At 61.0% G+C, this 20,491-nt stretch carries 19 protein-coding genes; 9 read left to right on the top strand and 10 right to left on the bottom strand.

Annotated elements, in window-relative coordinates; genetic code table 11:
- Nucleotides 1–190 precede the first annotated feature (190 nt).
- The 5 genes from OIU37_RS03110 to OIU37_RS03090 all read left to right on the top strand — a co-directional run bounded on the left by OIU37_RS03110 (nt 191) and on the right by OIU37_RS03090 (nt 6,981).
- Nucleotides 191–1,390, top strand: coding sequence for an acyltransferase (locus OIU37_RS03110; RefSeq protein ID WP_264255609.1), 1,200 nt, complete (start codon nt 191–193; stop codon nt 1,388–1,390).
- 62 nt (nt 1,391–1,452) lie between these two features.
- Nucleotides 1,453–1,836 (top strand): hypothetical protein, encoded by a 384-nt coding sequence (locus OIU37_RS03105; protein WP_171602549.1) that lies wholly within the window; start codon nt 1,453–1,455, stop codon nt 1,834–1,836.
- A 158-nt stretch (nt 1,837–1,994) separates the two neighbouring features.
- Nucleotides 1,995–2,369, top strand: coding sequence for a FixH family protein (locus OIU37_RS03100; protein ID WP_180695447.1), 375 nt, complete (start codon nt 1,995–1,997; stop codon nt 2,367–2,369).
- A complete protein-coding gene (locus tag OIU37_RS03095; RefSeq protein ID WP_264255608.1) occupies nt 2,366–3,802 on the top strand; it encodes an efflux RND transporter periplasmic adaptor subunit in 1,437 nt (478 codons plus the stop codon). Before OIU37_RS03100 ends, OIU37_RS03095 begins: the two co-directional genes overlap by 4 nt.
- Nucleotides 3,799–6,981, top strand: coding sequence for an efflux RND transporter permease subunit (locus tag OIU37_RS03090; protein ID WP_264255607.1), 3,183 nt, complete (start codon nt 3,799–3,801; stop codon nt 6,979–6,981). Before OIU37_RS03095 ends, OIU37_RS03090 begins: the two co-directional genes overlap by 4 nt.
- 87 nt (nt 6,982–7,068) lie before the next feature.
- Here the strand turns inward: OIU37_RS03090 and OIU37_RS03085 are convergent, their stop codons facing one another.
- Nucleotides 7,069–7,506: a VOC family protein gene (locus tag OIU37_RS03085; protein ID WP_171602547.1), complete on the bottom strand. Its 438-nt coding sequence runs from the start codon at nt 7,504–7,506 to the stop codon at nt 7,069–7,071.
- Between the two features lie 396 nt (nt 7,507–7,902).
- On the opposite strand from OIU37_RS03085, the gene OIU37_RS03080 reads away from it, so the two are divergent.
- Nucleotides 7,903–9,306, top strand: a complete 1,404-nt coding sequence (locus OIU37_RS03080) for an L-serine ammonia-lyase (protein ID WP_264255605.1) — start codon at nt 7,903–7,905, stop codon at nt 9,304–9,306.
- A 61-nt stretch (nt 9,307–9,367) separates the two neighbouring features.
- Entirely contained in the window at nt 9,368–9,805 is a 438-nt protein-coding gene (locus tag OIU37_RS03075; RefSeq protein WP_003559632.1) for a DUF1489 family protein, read from the top strand.
- Between the two features lie 35 nt (nt 9,806–9,840).
- Here the strand turns inward: OIU37_RS03075 and OIU37_RS03070 are convergent, their stop codons facing one another.
- The 8 genes from OIU37_RS03070 to OIU37_RS03035 all read right to left on the bottom strand — a co-directional run bounded on the left by OIU37_RS03070 (nt 9,841) and on the right by OIU37_RS03035 (nt 17,279).
- Nucleotides 9,841–10,290, bottom strand: a complete 450-nt coding sequence (locus OIU37_RS03070; protein ID WP_264255579.1) for a GNAT family N-acetyltransferase — start codon at nt 10,288–10,290, stop codon at nt 9,841–9,843.
- Nucleotides 10,291–10,494: 204 nt separating this feature from the next.
- Nucleotides 10,495–10,770, bottom strand: a complete 276-nt coding sequence (locus tag OIU37_RS03065; RefSeq protein WP_131718531.1) for a hypothetical protein — start codon at nt 10,768–10,770, stop codon at nt 10,495–10,497.
- Nucleotides 10,771–10,883: 113 nt separating this feature from the next.
- Nucleotides 10,884–12,455, bottom strand: coding sequence for a serine hydrolase (locus OIU37_RS03060; protein ID WP_264255574.1), 1,572 nt, complete (start codon nt 12,453–12,455; stop codon nt 10,884–10,886).
- 134 nt (nt 12,456–12,589) lie between these two features.
- Complete coding sequence (locus tag OIU37_RS03055) at nt 12,590–13,375, bottom strand: hypothetical protein (protein ID WP_264255572.1); 786 nt, start codon at nt 13,373–13,375, stop codon at nt 12,590–12,592.
- A 202-nt stretch (nt 13,376–13,577) separates the two neighbouring features.
- Nucleotides 13,578–14,183, bottom strand: coding sequence for a transglutaminase-like cysteine peptidase (locus tag OIU37_RS03050; protein WP_171602543.1), 606 nt, complete (start codon nt 14,181–14,183; stop codon nt 13,578–13,580).
- Nucleotides 14,184–14,567: 384 nt separating this feature from the next.
- The gene (gene pip / locus OIU37_RS03045) at nt 14,568–15,533 is read right to left on the bottom strand and encodes a prolyl aminopeptidase (RefSeq protein WP_264255569.1); all 966 of its coding nucleotides are present in this window, start codon (nt 15,531–15,533) and stop codon (nt 14,568–14,570) included.
- Between the two features lie 365 nt (nt 15,534–15,898).
- Nucleotides 15,899–16,510 (bottom strand): PilZ domain-containing protein, encoded by a 612-nt coding sequence (locus OIU37_RS03040; protein WP_003539887.1) that lies wholly within the window; start codon nt 16,508–16,510, stop codon nt 15,899–15,901.
- 124 nt (nt 16,511–16,634) lie between these two features.
- The gene (locus tag OIU37_RS03035) at nt 16,635–17,279 is read right to left on the bottom strand and encodes a PAS domain-containing protein (RefSeq protein WP_264255562.1); all 645 of its coding nucleotides are present in this window, start codon (nt 17,277–17,279) and stop codon (nt 16,635–16,637) included.
- 265 nt (nt 17,280–17,544) lie between these two features.
- On the opposite strand from OIU37_RS03035, the gene OIU37_RS03030 reads away from it, so the two are divergent.
- Together OIU37_RS03030 and OIU37_RS03025 are read left to right on the top strand one after the other, a co-directional pair.
- Nucleotides 17,545–18,336, top strand: coding sequence for a rhomboid family intramembrane serine protease (locus OIU37_RS03030; protein WP_180695076.1), 792 nt, complete (start codon nt 17,545–17,547; stop codon nt 18,334–18,336).
- A gap of 91 nt (nt 18,337–18,427) precedes the next feature.
- Complete coding sequence (locus OIU37_RS03025) at nt 18,428–18,862, top strand: CBS domain-containing protein (RefSeq protein WP_003539882.1); 435 nt, start codon at nt 18,428–18,430, stop codon at nt 18,860–18,862.
- Nucleotides 18,863–19,024: 162 nt separating this feature from the next.
- On the opposite strand, the gene OIU37_RS03020 is transcribed toward OIU37_RS03025, so the two are convergent.
- On the bottom strand, nt 19,025–20,470 hold the full coding sequence (locus tag OIU37_RS03020; RefSeq protein ID WP_182210247.1) for an aldehyde dehydrogenase: 1,446 nt from the start codon (nt 20,468–20,470) through the stop codon (nt 19,025–19,027).
- Between the last annotated feature and the right edge of the window lie 21 nt (nt 20,471–20,491).

The following is a 20,491-nucleotide window of genomic DNA, read 5'->3' as shown; positions in this document are numbered from 1 at the left end:
AATGTAGCAATGCGGTCATCCGTCAGCTTGCGGATTGAGGGCGGGGACCTAGCGCTCTCACGCCGGAGCGAAGTCAATGCCATCGATCGCGCCTGCAGCCGCCAGATGAGTGCGCCGCGTTAACCGCTTATAAAGTCGTGATGGCCAATTCTTCAGGACTGAGCCTGAACTCCGAATTCACAAGTGACCCATGAGCCGGCCGGATTACATTCCCAGTCTCGATGGCCTGCGCGGTGTCGCTGCGCTTCTGGTCGTTGAAGCCCATATTGGCCTTATCTTTCCGATCACAGCTCCGCATCTCGTGACGATGGGCGACGAAGCTGTCGGTTTGTTTTTTGCTCTCAGCGGCTTTCTTATGGCGCATCTCTACGGCTCAAGGCCGGTCACGAAAGAAAACGTGCTGGATTTTCTTGTGAGCCGCTTTGCCCGCATCTATCCGGTTTATCTGGTGGCCGTCGTTCTCGTAGCAATGCTGTCGGTCATGCAAAATCTGGATTTTATTCAGCCTATCATTGGCGTCACAGATTTCGTGCGTCATGTCTTTCTTCTCGGCTCGAGTGGTGTTTTCTGGTCGATACCACCCGAGATCCAATTCTATCTTCTCTTCCCCGTCCTGTGGCTTTGCTTGGCCCAGCCGCACCGCTATAGCGGAATGATTGTGGGCCTCACCGTGGTCGTCGTCGTGGATGGCCTGGTTGAATTGCCTGGCCCGGGAATAATGCTCGTCTCCAAGCTCCCGTATTTTCTTTTCGGCGCACTTGCCGGAATGATGCATTCCTTCTGGAAGAGCTGGATTCCATCTGCGCTCACAGGAGTTTCAACGCTTTTCCTTCTGGCGGTGTTCTTCGCTTACCGACATATCTTGCCCGGCTTTTCCCCTGAATTCTGGGGCCTGCAAAGTGCGGTGGCCGCAGCCGTCATTGTCGGGCTCGTCGCTCGACAGCCTCCCATCGCTGCCCGTGTCCTGGCAGCTGCACCAGTACGGTTTTTCGGAAAGATCAGTTTTTCACTTTACCTTTTCCATGTCCCCATCATGTTCCTGGCGCGTCTGACTTTTGATGCCTTGATGCCCGAACCGGCGCTCGTCGTGGTGACGCTTTGCGTTGCGGTGGTCGGGGCATGGTTCATCCACGAGACGATAGAGGTTCCAGGCCGGCGGCTGCTGGTCCGGCTATGGCAGGATAATCGCCGGCGTCTGGTTTCGCGCAAAACTCCGGCCGACCAAATGGACCGCGCAATTCTCGACCTGCTGGAGATCGAAAAGCGCCTGCTGAGCGACACAACGTCAGCCATGGCCGATCAACGACAAGTCTCAACGGCGGCCGAACCCCGGGATGGAGCCGATGGCACGATCATTCAAGATGATCGCGACGAGAAGCTTCGCGCATAGCGCAGATGCACGTTTGTGTGACCCACTTTCAAATTGTTTTGCCTGAGGATAAGTTCGCGAACATGAAAGGTGCGCTTGTCATTCATCGACTGCTCTTGTTTGTCGCCATGCTCGCGATCGTTATCGGTCCGATGAGCATCGGGCTGGCCGGCAGTGCTATGGCGTCTTCGGGTGCCGCAACGATGGAGGGTATGGCAAGCGCCATGCCCGGCATGCAGATGGCGAAAGATATGCCCTGCTGCCCGGACGAGCAGCCTGTCAAGCCGGATTGCGACAAGGGATGCCCCCTGGCCCTGGTTTGCACGACCTCGATCTCGGCCCACGCTCCCGAGAGTCACGGTTGGTCGTTCGCCATTGAATGGCAGTCCCACCGCTACGACCTCTTGCCGACGTCGCAACTGATGTCCGCGCTCGTCGAGCCTCCGGCCCGACCTCCGAAAGCCTGATCTCAATCCATTTTTGAGCATGCCTACGGTTCGCGTCAGACGCTTGACTGCGTCTGTGCTGATCCCACGGCGATCATTTTTGACCCGAGGACGCGATGCAGACATCCGTCCCGACGAGATCGAAAATCATGAACAAAACTACTCTTTCCGCAGGAACGATGCTCCTCGCCAGCGTGCTGATCGTCGGCTCCGCCACCGTGACCCTTGCAGCCTCGCAGGACTACGAATTCCAACCTGTTTCGACCGATGTGAAACAAGGCCAGGGATCGCTCGTGTCCGTCCGCCTCGTTGACAAACGCACCGGCAAGCCGGTTCCCGACGCCGTCATCTTCACCACTCGAATGGACATGGCTCCCGAAGGCATGGAGATGATGACGACCCCGGTCGAGGCTGCTTCCTCGACGGAGCCGGGCGTCTACGCCTTCAGGACCAACTTCACCATGGCGGGCGGCTGGCGTTTCAAGCTCGCCGCCAAGGTCCAGGGCGAACCTGACACAGTTCAGGGCGAACTCGTCCTGAAGGCAGCCCCTTGAACACGCCATCTCGTGTGGCAGCCACGCTCTCCCTCGCCGTATTGCTCGGCGGGGGAGGCTATTGGGCTGGCACGAACGATCTTGGCGCGCGGCTTGGCCTTCACGTCGTCGAGCCGGCTTGCGCTACGCCCGAGGCTTCCATGACCGCCCCGAGCGGCGCGGTCATCTACTACCGCCATCCCGACGGACTGTCCCGGTTCTCTGCATCGCCGAAGAATACCGACGATGGCCGACCTTTCGTCGCCGTCAGGGAAAGCGAAGACGTCAGCTTCAGCGACACCGCCGCCAAGCCAAACAAAACGGTGGAGGCAGCCGAAACCGGCGCGAAGCCGGCGGAGCGCAAGATCCTCTACTACCGAAACCCGATGGGCCTGCCGGACACCTCCAAGGTGCCGAAGAAGGACTCGATGGGTATGGATTACATTCCTGTATTCGACGGCGACCAGGGTGACGCTTCTACCGTGAAGGTCTCACTCGGCAAGCTGCAACGCACCGGCGTGAAGACGGCCACCGCGGAGATGGCCAGCATCACCCGTAAAATAGAGGTGCCGGGGACCGTCGCTTTGGACGAACGTCTCGTCAGCATCATCTCGATGCGAACGGATTCCTTCGTTGACGATGTCGCCGATGTCACCACGGGCGACCATATCCGCAAGGGCGAGAAGCTCTTCCGCTTCTATTCCAGAGAGATCGCGACCGCCGCGTCGGAATATGCCGCAGGCAGGAGCGATGCCCGTGGCAACGGCGACGCTGGTTCGGCGCTGCGACTGAAGAACCTCGGCGTCCCGCAGGAGGTCATCGATAGCGTAGCGAACACCCGTCAGGTGCCGCCGAGCATCAGCTACGTCGCCCCGCGCGACGGCATTATTCTCGAACGCATGGCAACGACCGGGATGATGGCCAAACCGGGCGACGTGCTGTTCCGCATCGCCGACATCTCCAATGTCTGGGTGGTGGCTGACGTGCCGGAATACGATCTGGCCTCCATCCGCAACGGAGCCGAGGTCACCGTCACTGTCAGGAGCCTTCCCGGCAAGTCGTTCAACGGGGTGGTCGACCTTGTCTATCCTCAGGTCGATATGCAGACGCGGACGACCAAGGTCCGTATCGAGCTTCCCAACCCGGATGGCGTGCTGCTGTCCAACATGTATGCCGAGGTCGAGATCGAGGCGGGGGCGCCGAAGCCCGTCGTCGCCGTGCCGAACAGTGCCGTCATCGATACCGGCGACCGCCAGGTCGTCTTCATCGACAAGGGCGGTGGGCAATTCGAACCAAGGGACGTCAAGCTTGGCGTGCGCGGCGAGGACCAGACGGAGATCACCAAGGGCGTGGCAGCCGGCGACAAGGTGGTGGTTGCCGCCAACTTCCTGCTCGACGCCGAAAGCAACCTCAATTCCGCGCTGAGCGCCATGACCGAGGAGGCCAAGCCATGATCTCGCGCGTCATCTCGTGGTCCGCCCACAATTTCGTGTTGATTTTAGTCGGGGCGGCGCTCGCCGTCGCGGGCGGCGTTTATGCCCTGCGGTCCCTTCCCCTCGACGCCATCCCAGATCTCTCCGACATCCAGGTCATCGTCTACACCGAATATCCCGGCCAGGCCCCGCAGGTGGTCGAGGACCAGGTGACCTATCCGCTGACGACCTCGATGCTGACGGTGCCGAAATCGAAGGTCGTCCGCGGCTTTTCCTTCTTCGGCGTCTCCTTCGTCTATGTCATCTTCGACGATGGCACCGATCCTTACTGGGCGCGAAGCCGCGTGCTGGAATATCTGAACGCCGCGCAGAGCCGTCTGCCACAAGGCATCACGCCGACACTCGGCCCTGACGCGACGGGCGTGGGCTGGGTCTATCAATATGCGGTTGTCGCCAAGCAATTGTCGCTCGCCGAACTGCGGTCGCTACAGGATTGGGTGATACGCTTTGCCGTCTCCAAGTCCGAAGGCGTCTCGGAAGTCGCGAGTGTCGGCGGCTTCGTCAAACAGTATTCGATCGTCGTCGATCCGGCCCGGCTGAAGGCGCAGGGCGTCACGCTCTATGACGTGGCCAATGCCGTGCGCGCCAGCAACACCGACGTCGGTGGCCGCACCGTCGAACTGTCAGAATTCGAGTTCATGGTGCGCGGGCGCGGCTATCTCGAGGGCATTCCCGATATCGAGAACATCGTGCTGAAGAGCCAGAACGGCGTGCCGCTCAAGCTGAGCGACGTCGCCAGGGTGGAACTCGTTCCCGACGAGCGACGCGGCATCACCGAACTGAACGGCGAAGGCGAGGTCGCCAGCGGCATCGTGCTACAGCGGTTTGGTGCCAATGCGCTTACGGTCATCGACAACGCCAAGAAGAGCCTGGAGTCGATCAAGAGCAGCCTACCTGATGGCACGGAGATCGTTCCCGTCTACGACCGCTCGACACTGATCGAGGCGGCCATCGAGACGCTGAAAGGCACGCTGGTCGAGGAATCGATCGTCGTCGCGCTGGTAACGATCGCCTTTCTTCTTCACGTGCGCAGTGCGCTGGTCGCCATCATCATACTGCCCGTCGGCATTCTGATGGCCTTCATCGCCATGAAGCTACTTGGCATTGGCGCGAACATCATGAGCCTTGGTGGCATCGCGATTGCCATCGGGGCGATGATCGACGCGGCGATCGTCATGATCGAGAACGCTCACAAGCATCTCGAACGCGCGCCGCCGGACAAGCCCCGCATCAACATCCTGGTCGAGGCGGCGAGCGAAGTCGGCCCGGCGCTGTTCTTCAGCCTGCTGATCATCACCGTGTCGTTCCTGCCGATCTTCACGCTGGAATCGCAGGAGGGCCGCCTGTTCGGCCCGCTCGCCTTCACCAAGACCTTCTCGATGGCGGCCGCCGCGCTGCTGTCGGTGACCTTGGTGCCCGCGCTGATGATCCTCTTCGTTCGCGGCTACATCGTCCCCGAGCACAAGAATCCCCTGAACCGGTTCCTCATCTGGATCTATCGCCCCGTCATCTCGGGCGTGCTGCGGGTGAAGACGCTGACCATACTGGCGGCACTCCTGATCCTTGGGGTCACCGTCTGGCCCGTCCAGCATATCGGTAGCGAGTTCATGCCCAATCTCGACGAGGGCACGCTGATGTACATGCCGACCACCTTGCCCGGCATATCGGTCACCAAGGCGGCGGAACTGATGCAGACACAGGACCGCATCATCAAGTCCTTTCCCGAAGTGCAAAGCGTCTTCGGCAAGGCCGGCCGTGCGCTCACGGCCACCGACCCGGCGCCGACGGAAATGTTCGAGACGATCATCACCCTGAAGCCGAAATCCGAATGGCGACCGGGAGTGACCACCGACAGCCTGAAGCAGGAGATGGATGCCGCCCTGCAGTTCCCCGGCGTCTCAAATGCCTGGACCATGCCGATCCGCGCTCGCATCGACATGCTGTCGACCGGAATTAGGACGCCCGTCGGGGTCAAGGTCTATGGCACCGATCTCGGCGAGATGGAGAAGATCGCCCGCCAGATCGAGACCGTGCTGAAGGCGATCCCCGGAACGTCGAGCGCCTATGCGGAGCGGGTGATCGGCGGCTACTACCTCGACATCGTTCCAGATCGGGCGGCGCTCGGCCGCTATGGACTGACCATCAACGATGTCCAGGACGTCGTCGGCATGGCTCTCGGTTCGGAGGTCGTCACCCAGACGGTGGAAGGCCGCGAGCGATATGGCGTGGCGGTTAGATATCCGCGGGCGTCTCGAAGCGATCCGCAGTCCATCGCCAGGGATGTGCAGATATCCTTGCCGGGCGGCGGAACCGTTCCGCTCGGTGAGGTGGCGGACGTCAAGTTGACCCGCGGGGCGACGACCATTCGCACCGAGAACGGCCAACTTGCCGTCTACATCTACGTAGATATCGCCAATCGCGATCTCGGCGGATATGTGGCGGAAGCCCAGCAGGTGGTGGCCAAGAGAGTGACAATGCCGCCAGGCTATTCCGTCGCCTGGAGCGGCCAGTTCGAATATCTCGAACGGGCCAAGGCGCGGCTGGCCGTCGTCGTTCCCTTGACGCTGGCGCTGATCTTCCTGCTGCTCTACCTGAACTTCAAGGCGCTGACAGAAACCATGATCGTCATGCTGTCCCTGCCGTTCGCGCTGGTGGGCGGCATCTGGCTGATGTGGTGGATGGGCTTCAACGCCTCCGTCGCGGTCGCCGTCGGCTTTATCGCGCTTGCCGGGGTCGCCGCCGAAACCGGGGTGATCATGCTGATCTACCTCGACCATGCCATGAAGGAGCAGCGCGAAGTCTCCGAAAAGGAAGGCCGCGCCTTCTCGAGGCTAGATCTCAACAGAGCGATTATGGTCGGTGCGGTCGAGCGCGTTCGGCCGAAGATGATGACGGTGGTCGCCATCATGGCCGGTCTCGTTCCCATCCTCTGGAGGACGGGTACTGGCTCGGAGATCATGCAGCGCATTGCCGTGCCGATGATCGGCGGCATGGTATCGTCCACGCTGCTGACGCTGATCGTCATTCCGGCTGTCTACGGATTGATAAAGGGATGGGGGCTGCCTGCGACGGCTGCCACCTACAAGTCCATCGCCGAGCACAGCGAGCGCAGTCTGCTGATCGGCGCTCCTGAATGGTGATGCTTGAAACCGGCGTTACATTTTCCACTCTTTGTGAGAGGCGCTCGCTGACATTGGACGCTCTTCATTATTCTGTTCGCATAGCGCTCAGCCAAGTTCTTGGGCGAGTCCGATGAGAAGCCCTCCAGGCCCGCGGATGTAGCAGAGCCGATAGGTATCTTGATAGTCCACTACTTCGCCGACGAGCTGCGCGCCGCGCTTGCGGAGCCTCTCAAGCGTCTCGTCGATGTCGTCCAGGGCGAACATGACGCGGAGGTAGCCTAGAGCGTTGACCGGGGCATTGCGGTGATCCGCGACGGCAGGCGGCCTGAGGAAGCGGGAGAGTTCGAGCCGGCTGTGGCCGTCCGGCGTGCGCATCATGGCAATCTCGACGTGCTGATCGCCCAGTCCAGTGACACGTCCAGCCCATTCTCCTTCGATCGCAGCCCGCCCTTCGAGCTCGAGGCCGAGGTCGCGAAAGAAATCAATCGTCTCTTCGAGGTCATCGACGACGATTCCGACGTTGTCCATCCGTTTGAGCGCCATGTGTCCAATCTCCCAATCTGCAAGGTGTCGTCTAGCATCGACGTCAGCAGGACATTGGCAGTCGGTGCAGACTGTCAAGACAAGGCTCCGGTTCTTCCGCTGCATAGCCTTCATCAACCAGTGCTAACGGCCAAGATCGCAATCCGGTTGTCCAATCGGTTCTGCGTCGATATCGGGCAAGGCGGACCAGTTGGTTTAGCGCATGACCCCGAAAATCGGATTCGATTTTCGGGAAGGATTATGCGCACACTCAAAGTGCCTGCGCGTCCTATTGGACACGCGGCGCTCCAGTGTGCAGCCGGAATGTCGCACCGGCTCCATGCGATGTCGGTGTGCTGCACGGATTCGAAACCGACCTCGCTTAAGCTTGCATCCTCGTATTCAGAAGGCGCACCCATGTTTCTCTCGGTATTCGATGTCTTCAAGATCGGTGTTGGGCCGTCGAGCTCGCACACGATGGGTCCGATGTCGGCGGCCAACCGGTTTCTCGAGCTGATCCTCTCGAACGAATGGCCGCGCCCGTCATCGGGCGCGCAGGTCACAGCCATCAAGGTCAGCCTGCACGGCTCGCTCGCCCATACCGGGATCGGCCACGGCACGGGCAGGGCTGTCATTCTCGGGCTGATGGGCGAAGCGCCCGACAGCGTCGATCCCGACAGAATGGACGGCATCGTCGACGCCGTGGAGCGCACCGGCCGCATCACGCCGGAGGGCCATCCCGCCTATCAGTTCCAGCCGAAAACCGACCTGATCTTCGACAAGAAACAGTCGCTGCCCGGCCATGCCAACGGCATGGTCTTTTCCGCCTATGACAAAGACGGCCGGCTTCTCGTCAAGCGCATCTATTATTCGGTCGGCGGCGGCTTCGTCGTGACCGACACCGAGCTGGAGCAGATGCGGGCGAAGAAGAACGCGCCCGGCGGCACGCGTGTGCCCTATCCCTTCTCCACCGCCAAGCAGATGCTCGAGATGGCGGAGCGCTCGGGGTTGTCGATCGCCCAGATGAAGCGGGCGAACGAGGAGAGCCAGCGCAGCCAAGAGGAGCTCGACCAGGGGCTTGACCGGATCTGGGAGGCAATGCGCTCCTGCATCGAACGCGGCCTCAAGGTCGATGGCATCATGCCGGGTGGTCTCAACGTCAAGCGCCGCGCCCGCAGGATTCACGACAAGCTGGAGGAGGAGTGGCGCAGCAACCGCATCAACCCGCTGCTCGCCAATGACTGGCTGAGCGTCTATGCGATGGCCGTCAACGAGGAGAATGCAGCCGGTGGGCGCGTCGTCACGGCGCCGACCAATGGTGCTGCCGGCGTCATTCCGGCGACGATCCGCTATTATGAGCATTTCCACGAGGACTGGGACCAGAACGGCATCCGCGACTATTTGCTGACGGCCGCCGCCATCGGCGGCATCATCAAGCACAATGCCTCGATCTCGGGCGCCGAGGTCGGCTGTCAGGGCGAGGTGGGGTCGGCGGCTGCGATGGCGGCCGCGGGCCTTGCCGCCGTCATGGGCGGCACGCCGGAACAGATTGAAAACGCCGCCGAAATCGCGCTCGAACATCATCTCGGCATGACTTGCGATCCGATCGCAGGCCTGGTGCAGGTTCCCTGCATCGAACGCAACGCGCTCGGCGCCGTCAAAGCCGTCACGGCGGCCTCGCTCGCCATCAAGGGCGACGGCCAGCATTTCGTGCCGCTCGATGCCTGTATCGAGACCATGCGCCAGACCGGCCATGATATGAGCGAGAAATATAAGGAAACCTCGACCGGCGGTCTTGCGGTCAACGTCGTCGAATGTTGAGTTTGTGGATGCCGGATGCTTGGTGCTTGACGCTCGCTGCCAAAAGGATTTCAACGGCAGCATGGCATTGCATCTCATCAAACTCTGTGTCGGCGCCGACTCGATAGACGATCTGCGTGAATGGGTGGCGGAACGCTCGCTGCGTGCCATCGCCGCCGGGCTCGAGCCGCATTCGGTCCATACGACGCGCATGGCGCCGAAACGGATGGAGGAGCTGCTTGACGGCGGCTCGCTCTACTGGGTGATCAAGGGGCAGGTGCAGGCGCGGCAGAAGCTGCTCGACATCGAGACCTTCACCGACGGCGAAGGCATTTCGCGCTGCCGCCTGATGCTCGGCCCTGAGGTCATCGAGACGGCTGTGCAGCCGAAGCGTCCCTTCCAGGGCTGGCGTTATTACACCGAGGACGACGTGCCGCGCGACCTGACAAGCCTTGGCGCCGGTATTGCCGAAATGCCCGCGGATCTGCGCCGCGAGCTTACGGACCTTGGTCTGCTCTAATCCCCGAAAATCGTATACGTCCGGTGATGTGTTGATCAGCGTTTCAGGGATTGATCCATCTGAACGGATCGGGCGGCCAAGCCCATTCTTCGATAAAATGCCTGAGCCGCTTCGTTTGAAGCCGACACGTTAAGGCTGATTAGATCGACCTCTTCTTCAGATAACCATTTCCGCATGTGGTCGAAGAGCGCCGCCCCATAGCCACGACGACGTTCGATTTCTTCAACGCCGAGTGCCATTATGAAGGCCATCTTTCGGTAGCGGGATCGAGGATGTTCGGATAAGTCCACTATTCGGACGGCATTGATGCCGATTAACTGATCATTCTTTCCGAGCACAAACGTCTTGCAGTTTTCAATGACGCCAAGCAGTTGTTCATCAGTGCTGCCAGGCCCATGCTCAGCATCATTGGAGCAAGCGGCTATTTGACGAAGCAGCCGCAACATTGCGGCAGTATCATCGGGATTGGCGTCGCGGATGAACATTTATTTGGCCATCCCTCCACCAGCAAAAGAGGTTGATGATCTTTCCACATTCCAAAGCAGATATTTCATCTGTCCTGTTGATGGGCCAGATCTCAAAAGCTGCTCTACCGGTCGTTTACCGAAAATCGGAGCTGATTTCCGGAAAGGTTCATGCGTGGATTGGACGTGACGCCGCGTCGGATTGGGCACGTGGCACTCTGCAGTTCAGCGCAGGCGCAGCTGCACCGGCGCGCTGCCATCCGGCGAGGTCACATGCAGATGGATGCGGGCTTCGGGCTGGGAATAGCGCCAGGCGCGGGCACCATGGCACAGCAGCAGATTGATAAGGTCCCGGGTCTTCGGAGACTTCGCCTTCGGCCTCTGCAGGCCGATTTCGGCGAGGCGCAAAGCCGCCTCGTGCAGCGGATGCAGGGATGAGCGCCCCTTGGCTGCCGTGCGGCGGTCTGAAGGCATTCCCGGAACATTCTCATTGATTGCCATTGTTTTCCCCGTACGCAATACTGATCGAGTTCAAGAACGGTGGCCGGAAACGCAAACACCGATTCCGGCCGTCACCGATGCCGCCGGCCATCTTGCAGGCAGCATCGAATAGCTCATTGGGCAGCCGCCCAGCACTTGATGCCGGCCCTTTTCAAGGCCTTGCAGGCGTTGACGGCGTCGCGCTGATCGTCGAAGCCGCCGAAGCGGGCGCGGTAAAGCTGGTCACCACCAGCGGCGTAGGCGACCGCGAAAGGCTTTGCCGAGGCCAATGCCTTGCCGCCCTTGCTCTTGGCGCCCTCCAGGAGATCCATGGCCATCTGCCGGCTCGGCGAGATGCCGACCTGCACGACCCAACCTGCCGGGCCATTGCTGGTTGAAGCAGTGCGAGTCGGGGAGGGAGTGGTCGAGGCGGTTGTGACGTTATCGACCGACGTATCGCCCTGTTCCGACGGCACAGATGCAGGCGTCGGCTTTGGTGCGGCGACCGCTGCCTGTTGCTTGAAGGTCATGGTCTTGACCTTGGTGGGCGCCGGCATCGGCTGTGCTACCAGCGGATTGTCGGATTTCGGTGCAGCGGCCTCGGCATAGGCGACCTCGGTCTCGGCGACCTGATAGCGCGCATCCGGCAGCGGGCCTTTATGCGGCAGGCTGATATCGGCAGCGGCGGCCGAAACGGGCGGCTGCGCTGCGGTGATGGTCTTCGCTACTTGCTGAGCCTTCTGGGGCTGGACCGGAGCCGGCGTCACGATCATCGCCGGGGCAGGGGCTGCCTGGGCGATTAGCGCCGACGAACCGCCACGGCTCGATGCTTTCGGCAGATAGGTGGCGATCAGATTGCGCATCTGGGCATCGCGGGCAGGCGTCGATGCGCCACCCATCACGACGCCGACGATCGACTTGTCGTCCACCTGCACCGAGCTTACCAGATTGAAACCGGCCGCCCGCGTGTAACCGGTCTTGATGCCGTCGACGCCGCGCACTGAACCGACCAAGCGGTTGTGGCTGCGAATCGTGCGGCTGCCGAACTTGAAGGCGCGCGTGGAGAAATAGCCGTAATATTGCGGGAAATGCTGGCGAAGGGCGATGCCGAGGCGGGCCTGGTCGCGCGCCGTCGTCATCTGCGCCGTATTCGGCAGGCCGTTCGCATTGCGATAGGTGGTGCGCGTCATACCGAGCGCATGCGCCTTGGCGGTCATCAGCTGGGCGAAGCGATCCTCGCTGCCGCCGCCGAGCATTTCGCCGAGCGCGGTTGCGGCATCATTGGCCGACAGAGTGACGAGACCGAGAATGCCTTGTTCGACGGTGATCGTACCGCCGGCGCGCACGCCGAGCTTGGTCGGCGCCTGGGCTGCCGCATGGGCGGAGAAGGGAACCGGCGTATCGAGGCGGATGCGACCCTGCTCCAATGCCTCGAAGGTCATGTAGAGGGTCATCATCTTGGTCAGGGAGGCGGGGTACTGCAGCCGGTCGGCGTTCTCACTGTAGAGAACGTTGCCGGTCTTGGCGTCGACGACGATGCCTGCATATTTCGGATTTGCCGCTTCCGCGTCGGCATTCACCGAATCGACCATGACGATCGTGACGGCCACCGAAAGGATCGCCAGCAGCCTTGCGAAAAAACTGCCGGATCGGGGCGATGATACGGAGGAGACTGACCTTGACACTATTCCACTCTTCGCTTGCATTTCAGATATTTGGCACTTCAGATTTTGGCAGGAACCGCACACCTCCCGCCGCACAGCTCGTCTTCTAAAATTACCGGTTGGGCGTTACCAATCCGTTTATGATGAATCGTTTATTTCGCCGTTCGTGGAGCATTTTAGGGACTTGTTGCAGAACGGTTCACAAGACGCGCGTCTACAAAGGTGCGGATAGCGGCATCAATATGTTCCCAATCGTCGAGATGGCTGCTTGAGAAGCGGTAGAGAACGCTGAGATCCCGACCGACCTTGATATCGCGCTGACAGTCTCCGCCCGCCGCCTTATCCGGGGCTGACGGCAATATGCAGCGCACGACGTAATCCGGCCCGCCCTTGACGGGCGCCGTCAGCAGCACCTCGTCGCCGTAACCCGCATCGGCGCGAAGACGGTGCAGCGTCAGCCCGTCGCGGAAGGGCTCCGCAGTTCCTTCGAGCAGATGCGAATAGATCGGCTCCAGCCGCCCGGACATGTCGCGCGACATGGTGCTCTGGGTGATCTGCAGGAAGATCAGCCCGGAGGATTGGGTGATATCGTCGAATCGTAGGTGGTTTTCCTGGCCGTAACCCTGCATTTCCGGCCAGGCGAGGTAGAGATCGACGCGCTCGGCGGCGCCTTCATGCCTTTGACTCGGGAAGCGGATGGCATTCTCGGGGAATTTCACGGTGTCGCGGCCGATGGCCAGCTTGATTTCAGCCGTGCTGTCGGTGTTGCCGGCGAGCGAGATATGCCGGCCGAACCAGCGGCCGCCTATGCTGATGGCAACAGTCAGGACCGCCAGAACGGCAATCACCGCCATCGTGCGGAGGAGAAACCCCATGGAAAGAAGCGGCTGCTCGTCGGGTGCGCTGTGCGCGGCATGGCTCATGGCGGTTCTTCGGGTTTCGGTCCGCCGCAGGAAGAACATGAGCCGCCGGTGCCGATGATGAATCTCATCACCATGATCGGACCGGCAAGGTTAATAATTCGCTAAGATGTTGATGGGTAAGGCTTGAAAAGGGGCGAGCCGTTCCCGGGACAGCGGGAACGGCTCTTGGGCGCCGGTCGGGGACGGGATGCGGGGACTGACCGGGCCGCAGCTGCAACCGGCAATGGCCGGCAGGCTGTGCTTACTTGACGCTACCGACCGCGACAGCGCGGCCGTCCTGAAGCTTCGACCAGCGGGCCGGATCGTCGGCGGACTGGCGCTTTAGATAGGTGTATTCGGTATCCGACCACAGCAGCACCTTGTTGCGCATATTGTCGAGGATGAAGTCGCCATGATCGGTTCGAACCGTCAGCACGGCATGGCCTTCGCCATTCGGCTGCAGCACGACGGTGATCAGCGTGTCGGACGGCGAGAAACCGTCATCGATCAGCATCTTGCGCTTCAGCAGGGCATAATCCTCGCAGTCGCCGACGGTGCGCGGATAGGCCCAGCGCTCTTCGACCCCGTAGATCTGCTCATCCGTCATCGGCTGGATTGCCGAATTGACGGTGTAGTTGACCTTGAGAATTTCCTTCCAGCGATCTTCGGTGAGGATCGCCGGTCCGGCATCGCCGCCGACTTCAACACATTCCGTCGGATTAGCCTTGCAGAATTCGTAGTGTCCGATCGGCGGGCTGGCATTGCCTGCAAGGGCCATGCTGGCGGGCATCGCCTGTCCCGAACCCGCCATTGTCATCATGATGGCACCGGCCAGAAGGCCGCCTTTCAGGATGTTCGTAGTTGTCATTGCCGTCTCCCCGTAAGTTGAGGTGACAATGGCACAGACATTTTTATCTCACGCAAAATTACGCAATAGAATTAAAGGCTTAGTTGATTCAAATACCGATAAAGCTTGGCTAAAAACAGATTCGAATGCGCATAAAATTCGATGCGGATTTGTCGCGAATTCGCTTAAAATTTTAATCCACACAACAAGGCTTTCGCCCGCAAAAAGGTTGCGCTGCCGTCGTCATGTTAAGGATTTTCGTTGAGCCGGATAAATTCCGGCTGCCGGCAGGCGATCTGCAGCGACGTGGGCCTGGCCATCGATGCCGCCGGAATTGACCGAGTCGGCCGACCCAAAAGCAGAATATCTTTCAGATCGCCGGTGTGGGCGGGAAAATTATTTTTGCTAGATATCGCGAAATCGATCGGTGGCGGCGACGATCGCTGCGCTCATTTCCGGATTTGCGGTGGAATGGGCAGCATGCGCAAGGATGCTGAGCTCGCTTTGCGGCCAGGCGCGGGCGAGTTCCCAAGCGGTGACGAGCGGCGCCTCAATGTCGAACCTTCCCTGCAGCAGGATACCGGGGATGCCGCTGAGCCGTGCGGCATTCTTCAAAAGTTGGCCGTCCTCCAGCCAGGCGCCGTTGGTGAAGTAGTGGGTGATGATGCGGGCGCGCGTCAGCAAATAGGCCGGGTCGGCCCAGCGGCGCGGCCGGCCTTGGGGATCGGCGAGCAGGATCGAGGCCGCCTCCCAGTCATGCCAGTCACGCGCCGCCTTGAAGCGCGTCTCCGAATTCGGATCGTTGAGGAGACCATGGTAGGCGGCAACCATGTCCTCGTCCTGTTCCTGCCTGCCAGGAGGAACCGCCTGGCGGAAACGGTGCCATTCTTCCGGAAAGAGCGGCGCCACGCCGCGATAGAGCCAGTCGATTTCCGAGCGCCTTGTCGTGGTCACGCCTGCGATGACGATCGCAGCAACTCGCTCCGGATGGGTTTCGGCATAGGCGAGTGCCAGCGTCGAACCCCAGGAATTGCCAAAAAGCAGCCAGCTGTCGATGCCGAGACAGGACCGCAGCCGCTCGATATCGGCAACGAGATGCCAGGTGGTGTTGAGCGAGAGATCGGTTTCGGGATCGGCAGCACTCGGCAGGCTGCGGCCGCAATTGCGCTGGTCGAACAAAATGATTCGATAGGCGTCGGGATCGAAGTAGCGTCGCACCGCGGTCGAACAGCCGGAACCAGGGCCGCCATGCAGCACCAGCGCCGGCCGACCCGCCGGATTGCCGCAGGCCTCCCAATAGATCAGATTGCCGTCGCCCGTATCGAGCTGACCATGATCATAGGGTTCGATTTCGGGATAAATATCTGACATGGGCGCACCTGCAATCGAGGCGGGGCCTTATCCATTATATCCGTGACGAAGGGATGACGGGCGAGGCATTCGCGAGGCCAAAAAACTGCACATTTTTCCCCAACCTCATTGGGTGCCGATCGGTGTCGCAGCTTGTTCCACTCATAATATTATCTACCGACTGGGTGGAACGACTTGCGACAGGTTTCGCGCGTGCTTTCCAAAGCCAGATTCGTTGCCGCTTGCAAAGCTCTTGCCGTGAAGTGCCGGCTTTTCAACACGACCTGACCGGGCGCACGCCGGACCTGGCAACCGCGTTCGATGGAAGTTCGTCATTGCGCCCCGCCACGGAATCCCCGGCAAGGCAGCGCCATTTTCCGCAGCTGTTAAAGGAATTCGCGCAGCGTCTCGCGGGACTGGATCGACAGGAATTCGATCGCCACGCCTTCGACGAAATGGCGCACGACGCGACCACGCATGTTGCCGAGGCGCACGGCCGTTCCGATCGACGGGCGCATCTCGACGTCGACGGCAGCGCCCGACAGCGAAAGGTCCATGATGCGGCAGGAATAACGCGTGCCGTCTTCAAGCGTCAGCTCGGTCTTCGTGTCGCGTGGCGTCAGACGGTCGTGGCGGCGATCCTCGGGCAGGCCGAGTTCATGCTTGTTGGCAAGCCAGGTGAGCTGGGCCGCGAGCTTCTCGCGTTTCCGGTCGGTGGCGTTGATCGACATGGTGAAGCCACGGCCATCGATCGTCTGGACATAACCTTCGACGCGGCCGAGATGGTCGATATAGGCGACGACGCGTTCGTTGGCGCGCGGCCGGCCGAGGCAGGTGACGTACATATCGCCAGGCGACATGTCGATCACCATGCATTCGAATTCCTCGTAGTTCGCAAGCATCAGCCGGCCCTGCATATTGATGGGCACGCGCTGGAAAACGCCCTGTTCAGGGCGCGGCGCAGGTCGTTGCGTCTGAGCTGGCTGGAACGAGTGCATCAAAGGGCTTCTTCATGAAAATCGCAGAGACCGATCTTTACCCACAATCCATTAACAGAAGGTTGTTTTGCCCGGTCCGCATATAGCGGAAAACGAGTATGCCCGATGTGCCGAAACGGGACCGTCAGCGCGCCTCCACGCTCAGCAGCTGCGACACCATGCGGCGCATGACCTGCCCGAAATGGGTGCTTTTGCCAGCGACGATCCTGTTGATGGGGCGCAGTTTGGCCGGTGCTGGCTTGTCGAATTTTCCGGGCAGCAGCCGGCTGCGGTCGAGCGCCAGGAATTCGAGCGGTACGATCTCCAGCCAGCTCGCGGCCGCCGCCGGCGCGATCGCGCCGAGCAGCCGGTCGCATGCGCCGTCCGACGAACGCAGCGGCATCATGATAATCTCGAAGGAGGCCTGATGACCAACGGTGCTGTAGCCGGTGGCGTTGAACAGGGCCGGCATGGCATGGTCCATCACGCCCATCGCAGTGCGTTCGATGTCCGCGAACTGACCATTTGCCCAGAGAGACGAAAAACGTTCGCCGCGCAGGTCACGCCCAAAGAGATCACAGATGCGGGTGCCCGCGAGCCGGAAGCAGATATCTCCGCCCTCGCGCGTCTCCAGAATAAAGAGACTTTGAAGAAGATGGGGGACGGCGGAGGGGTCGACCTGTGATTTCAGCGGCGCATCGGCAGCGCCGCGGATACGGTTCCAGTAGTCAAAAATCTCGATGGTCGTTTGTAGCCGCATTTCACACCAACCTGTCCCATTCCGGAGCATTTTCGGGCAGTCATTGCCCGTACAGGCTCTACCTTGCGGGTTTCATGCCAAATCGCGGCGGTTAAGGTTAAGAGATGGTTTCGGTTGAGATGCGATGCCCGTCGTGAGACTGTCCTGCCAGCGCTTCGACTTTCGAAGTTCAGCACAACCTGCCCGGGCCGAGGTCTTTTCCTGGAGCTCAGGGTCACGCCGTCCGGCACTTCGGACGGCTTTTTTTTTGACAGTCGCTCCTGTATGGCTGTGGCCTCAACGAGGCAAAACACAGATGAATGAGCAGTCGGCCGAGCCGCATAAGGCGCCCGAACCTCCCCAGGTCCAGCCGCCGGCACGGCCACCGCGCGAACCGGTCTTCAACCTTCCGCCGGCGCTGTTCTTCAGCCTTTGCCTGCTGGCCGTCATCTATGCGGTGCAGGAGCTCCTGCTGTCCGATGACGCGCTGAACTGGCTGTTCTTCACCTTCGGCTTCGTTCCCGCCCGCTATGTGATTCCGCTGTCGCAGCAGGGGCCGGAGCTGTTCTGGACGCCCGTCACCTATTCTCTGCTGCACGGCAGCGTCCAGCATATCCTCTTTAACGCCTTCTGGCTGATGGCCTTCGGCGCGCCGGTCGTGCGTCGCATCGGGACGCTGCGTTTCGTGCTCTTCTGGATTTTTTCCGCCGTCGCTTCCGCCGCCCTGCACGCGGTGCTGAACTGGGGGGACGTGTCGCTGCTGATCGGCGCGTCGGGCGTCATCTCCGGGCTGATGGGCGCCGCCTGCCGATTCGCCTTTCCGGCCGAACGGCGGCCGATGCTGCCTGCGCATCTCAATCCTCGGCTTTCCTTCGTCGAGGCGCTGAAGAGCCGCACAGTCATCATCTTCATGCTGCTCTGGCTGGTCGGCAACGCGCTGATTGCGGTCGGCATCCCGCTCGTCGGCGACAGCGATCAGGCGATTGCCTGGGACGCGCATATCGGCGGTTTCGTGTTCGGCTTCTTGCTGTTTTCGCTGTTCGACCGGGCGCCGCGCCCACCGGTGATGGAACCTGACGGAACCGAGAAGGATATGTTGCAATCCTGAGCCGGGCGGTGCACGATTGACCTATCCGCGCTGGGGGGAGAAACCGCCGCGGATGCCTGTGACAAGTGTTTCACGGACATAGGAGGTTCGAATGACCAGTTCAGTTAAAGCAATCCTCGACCTGAAGGGCAGGGACGTTATCACTGCCGCGCCGAGCACCACCGTCGCCGAGGCGGCCGCCATCCTCAGTAAGAAGAAGATCGGCGCCATCGTCGTCGTCGGCATGGAGAATCGGATTTCGGGGATGTTCACCGAGCGCGATCTCGTGCATGCGATCGCCAAACACGGCAAGGAAGGCCTCGACCAGCCGCTGGCCCAGGTCATGACCGCGAAGGTCTACCGCTGCCATGAGGAGACGACCGTCAACGAGCTGATGGAGCTGATGACCAGCCGCCGCTTCCGTCACGTGCCGGTGGAAAGCAACGGCAAGCTTGCCGGCATCATTTCGATCGGCGACGTGGTGAAATCGCGCATCGCCGAAGTCGAGCGTGAGGCCGAGGAAATCAAGGCCTATATCGCCGGCTGAGGTTTTCGCCGCTTGGGCTTTTGTCGGCAATAGCCTTGCGAAGCCAGGTGCTGTCGCAGGCTTTATCGGCCATGCCATGACGACGTCGGCTGGCAGATCGCGCGCGGAAATGTCTGTGCGATCTGCGTCGGCTCGGCTCTGAGTTGTAGGCACCTCGTTCTGTTAGAACGGATAGTGCTGGGCAGCGTCCTCAATGGTTATCCAGCGTAGATCGGTGAACTCCGCGATCGCGGCTTTCCCTCCGAAGCGTCCGTAGCCGCTCCCCTTCACACCACCGAAGGGCATCTGCGCCTCGTCGTGAACGGTCGGCCCGTTGATATGGCAGATGCCCGACTCTATGCGGGCCGCAACGGCCATCGCCCTTTGGACATTGCGGCTGAAGACCGCGGCGGACAAACCATACTCGGTGTCGTTTGCCACCCGGATTGCCTCCTCTTCGTCGGCCACTCGGATGATCGGCTTAACTGGCCCGAAGGATTCCTCGGAATAGATCCGCATCTCGCGGGTGACGTGATCGAGCAGCGTCGCCTCGACGACGGTGCCGGTGCGCTTGCCGCCCGCGACGAGCTTTGCGCCCTTGGCCTCGGCGTCTGATATCAGTGCTTCCATCTTCTTGGCGGCGTCGAGACTGATGAGCGAGCCGAGGACTACGTGTCCCCGGGGATCGCCGGCCGGCAATTGGGCCGCACGCGCTGCAAGCTTGGCAGCGAACTCATCGGCAATCGCCTGGTGCACGATGATGCGCTCCGTCGACATGCAGATCTGCCCCTGATGCAAGAAAGCGCCGAAAACGGCGGCATTGACCGCGCCGTCGATGTCGGCATCGTCCAGAACGACGAGCGGCGCCTTGCCGCCGAGTTCGAGCAGGGCGGGTTTCAGGTGTTCGGCGGCAAGTTTGGCGATGATCCTGCCGACCTTGGTCGACCCGGTGAAGTTGACCCGCCTTACGGCCGGATGAGCGACGAGTGCTGCAACGATCTCCGCCGCGTTTTCGGGCGCATTGGTGATGACATTGATGACGCCGGCCGGCAGGCCTGCCTCCGTCATGGCCGTGGCAATCAGCCGATGTGTGCCCGGGCATTGCTCGGACGCCTTGAGGACGACGGTGTTGCCGCAGGCAATCGGCATTGCAATTGCGCGCGTTGCCAGGATGACGGGCGCGTTCCAGGGGGCAATCGCCAGGCAAACGCCGACTGCTTGGCGAACGCCCATGGCCAGCGCGCCGGGCTTGTCGGAGGGAATGATTTCGCCGGCAATCTGGGTTGTCATCGCGCCGGCCTCCCGCAGAATATTGGCGGCAAGCATGACGTTGAAGCCCGCCCACGGTGCGGTGGCTCCGGTTTCCTCCATCATCAATCTGGTGAATTCTCCAGCCTTGGATTCCATGATCTCCGCCGCCTTCGTCAGCAATGCGCGGCGCTGAGTGGGGCCTGTCTTTGACCATGCCGCAAATGCAGTTGAGGCGGCTTCAACTGCAGCAGCGACGTCCTCAAGTCCGGCGGCGGATGCGCGGCTTGCAAGCCGTTCGGTAAAGGGGTCGAAACGATCGTAGGTTCTGCCGCTTGCGGCGGGACTATCCGCGCCATTGATGAGAAGGGGAATGTTCATGGAAGCTTCCTGTTCGACATT

This window comes from Rhizobium sp. BT-226, assembly GCF_025847085.2.
In the GTDB taxonomy this organism is placed as follows: domain Bacteria; phylum Pseudomonadota; class Alphaproteobacteria; order Rhizobiales; family Rhizobiaceae; genus Rhizobium; species Rhizobium sophorae.
This window is presented reverse-complemented; position numbering and strand designations above follow the sequence as displayed.